The following is a 3,798-nucleotide window of genomic DNA, read 5'->3' as shown; positions in this document are numbered from 1 at the left end:
ATGTTTGAAAAAGTGGGAAGTTGCAGTAAAAGAAGTGCTATGGGAAAAAAAGAGGTAAAGAAGAAAGAGGAATTGAAAGGGGGGGGGGAGAGAAAATACCCTAGATGAAAACGCTAAAGAGGTAAGAGAAAATATAAGCCTAGAATCCAAAGCCTTTTATGAATCAATTCTCTATTTTTTGCGCGAATTTCTTACCCACAAAAACAATAATATTTCTTTTATTATCCTTACCAATACACAAGATTTCTATTGCGTTGATGCAAGTGAATATGTAGCTTTTGCCAAAGACAAGCTTATCTTAAAAGCCTTTAAAAATTGTGAAAACAAAGAGGGCAATGACGCAAGCACGAAGAGATTCTATGAGGAAGTTAAGAATCTCTTGCCTAGTCTTGATATGGAGCTAAAATATACGCATTTTCGCCTTGAGGATTGTCAAACTAACTCCCCCTCTTGTCATTCTGAACGAAGCGAAGAATCTCAACAATCCAAAAGAGATGTTTCGGCTTTGCCTCAACATGACAAGATACCACCTAACAAAAGAGAGATTTCTACAAATGCTCAATACGACAAACAAACCATTCTCCCTCTCCTTTACCAAATCTTAAGCCCCCAAGTATTACTCAAACGCAAAACCTATCTTGACGCAAACACCCTAAACCAAGACTTTTATAATGAATTGCTCCATATTTTGGGGCTAGAAGAAATCTCACAGGGTGGCAAAATCCTCATTCTCCCTAGCCAGACGCAAAATACATTTCTTGATTCTATATGTTCCGCATTTGGGCTAAATAGAGACAAAGACTTTGAGATTCTCTTTTCTTTGCTCACCACTTGGAATAATCGATTATTGTTTTTGCGCCTTTTAGAATCTATGCTTCTAAGCTTCAATCATATTCAAAAGCCCTTTTTAGGTTTAGAAGCTCTCAAAGACTTTCAAGCCCTAAATACCCTCTTTTTTGATATCCTAGCAAAGATAGAGGAGAGTAGAGATAAAAATCTCCCCAAAGCCCTAGAATCTATCCCCTATCTCAACTCTAGCCTTTTTGAGAAAACACCCCTTGAGAGGGAGGGCAAAGAGATAAAGCTCCTTCAATCCAAGCCCCTAATGCTCTATGCTGATTCCATTCTCTATAAAGACAAAAACTTTTGCCAATCCTTGCAATTAAATGATAAAGCTAAAGATTCCACCTTGCCGCTTTTAGAATATCTCTTTGCGTTTTTGCATACCTACGACTTCACGACCACCGCAGGAGACATAGAAAACCATACAAAAATAAACTTCGACAAACTCATTAACTCCGCAGTTCTTGGGCTTGTTTTTGAAAAGCTCAATGGCTATAAAGAGGGCAGCTTTTATACCCCAAGCTTTATCACGCGCTATATGTGTAAGCAGAGCCTAGAAAGAGTTGTGCTACAAAAGTTTAATGAATCGCAAAATTGGGATTGCCACAATCTCGAGGAACTCAAAAACAAAATCGACAAACTCACAGACAACCAAGAAGGCTACAAAAAGGCAAATGAGGTTTTTGATTCTATCCATATCTGCGACCCTGCTGTGGGCAGTGGGCATTTCCTTGTTTCGGCACTTAATGAGCTGATTTTGCTAAAGTTCAAACTTGGCATTTTGTGTGATGAAACCTATCAAAGGATTAAAGACATCACCCTAGAGATTTTACGAGATGAAATCGTGATTAGAGATTCTCACAATGCACTTTTTACCTATACCCTGCCCGCACACGAAAACATCGAATCCCACAAGATTCAAAGGGCATTATTCTTTGCCAAACGCAAGCTCATCGAATCCTGCCTCTTTGGTGTGGATATTAACCCAAACTCGTGTGAGATTACAAAACTTCGCCTCTGGATTGAGCTGCTTAAATACAGCTATTATAAAGACATTCCAAACAAAAGGCTAGAGACACTGCCTAATATTGATATTAATATCAAATGTGGGAATAGCCTCATCTCTCGCTTTAGCCTTGATGACTCGCTAAAAGCCATTCCAAATATTAATTTTCAAATACAGCAATACAAAAAGCTTGTTTTTGACTATAAAAATGCTGACCAAAACTTGATGAAAATCTCCAAAGCAGAGATTGAAGCACAAATTGAAGCTATCAAGCAGACTTTTACCCTAACCCTCAAAGACCCAAAGACCAAAAGAGAGCTAGAAAAAGCGATAGAATCGCATATCAAACAATTTAACGATTATTTGCTTGATGATAAAGCCTTGCTTGAGGGCTTAGGCTCTTTGCAATTCAATCTCTTTGGCACTCCAACATTGAGCGAGGAAGAGCAAGAGAGGGCATTGCAATCCTATGGCAAAATCCAAGCTTTGCGCAAAAAGCTAACCCTTGCCCTAAGCGGTGCAGAATACAAAAACGCCTTTGAATGGCGATTTGCATTCCCTGAAGTGCTTGATAACAATGGAGATTTTCTAGGCTTTGATTTGGTGATTGGCAATCCGCCATATATTAAAGAGCCAGATAATAAGAAACTTTTTGATGGCACGAGACACTTAAGAACCTATCAGGGCAAAATGGATATTTGGTATCATTTTGTAGGGCGAGGATTTGACATTGTTAAAAATCAAGGCATTGTAACTTTTATCGCTACGAATAATTGGACAACCAATGCAGGGGCGAAAAACCTTAGAAATGTGATTTTAAAAGAATCACAAATCTTAAATCTTGTAGATTTTGGCTCGTATATGTGTTTTGATTCTGCAAGTATCCAAACAATGATTATGGAATTTCAAAAGCTAGATTCTATCCCTCAAAATTATCAAATCCACTACGCAAGGATAGATTCTAAAAAACCCACAGATAAACATAGGGACGCAATTTTGAAAAGAGAATCTTTTAAGGATAATATCTATTTAGAGCCTAGCATTACACCAAGCCAAATGCTTGATAAATCTTTGACTTTTGCAGATTCTCAACAAGAGGAAGTGCTGAATAAAATTTTGCAAAATGGAAAAATGTTTTTAAAAGATAATGAAGCACAAATTGGCATAGGACTAACCGATAAAGTTAAAAAGAAAATGGGGCTAGTAAACTATGAAATTGGGGCAGGAATTTTTCAAATTTCGACAAAAGAACTCGAGAGTTTACATTTAACTAAAGACGAGTTAAAACTTATAAAACCACTTTATACAAGTAATGAACTTTTTAGATTCTATGCTAATCCAAACAATAGTGAATGGGTTATTTATACCGATTCAAGTTTTAAAAATCCCAATTCTATGGATAAATATCCCAATTTAAAAAAGCATTTGGACAAATTTAGAGATGTTATCACTTCCGATAATAAGCCCTATGGCTTACATAGAGCAAAACAAGAACATTTTTTTAACAAAACTCCAAGTATTGTATCATTAAGAAAATGTCCTAATAAACCAATTTTTACTTATGTAGATTTTGATTGTTATGTAACTTCTACATTTTTTATTATCAAAACTGATAGGATTAATCTCAAATTTCTAACAGGCTTGTTTAATTCAAAACTTATAGCTTTTTGGTTGAGACATAAGGGCAAAATGCAAGGCAATCATTATCAAATTGACAAAGAGCCTTTGCTTAATATCCCCCTTATAGAAATTACCAAATCAAACCAAAAAATCGTAGATAGAATTATTGCTTTAGTTGATGAGATTCTCACAATCAAGGAATCTTGTCAAAGAGATGTTTCGCTTTCTATGAAAGCTCAACATGACAAACAAGATTCTGATTGTCATTCTGAACCTGCATTAGCAGGTGAAGAATCTCTAGGCAAAGAATCAAGGGGCTCTAAAAGAGA

Annotated in this window: 1 protein-coding gene; it reads left to right on the top strand. The window is 36.3% G+C overall.

What is annotated here, in order from left to right; all coding sequences use genetic code 11:
* Positions 1-133: 133 nt before the first annotated feature.
* Positions 134-3,798: type IIG restriction enzyme/methyltransferase (locus tag CQA66_RS08970; protein ID WP_425323577.1), on the top strand; the 3,665-nt coding region annotated here is incomplete at its 3' end.

It is taken from the genome of Helicobacter aurati (genome assembly GCF_003364265.1).
Taxonomy (GTDB): domain Bacteria; phylum Campylobacterota; class Campylobacteria; order Campylobacterales; family Helicobacteraceae; genus Helicobacter_A; species Helicobacter_A aurati.
The sequence above is the reverse complement of the archived record's forward strand: the minus strand, read 5'-3'. Positions and strand labels throughout refer to the sequence as shown.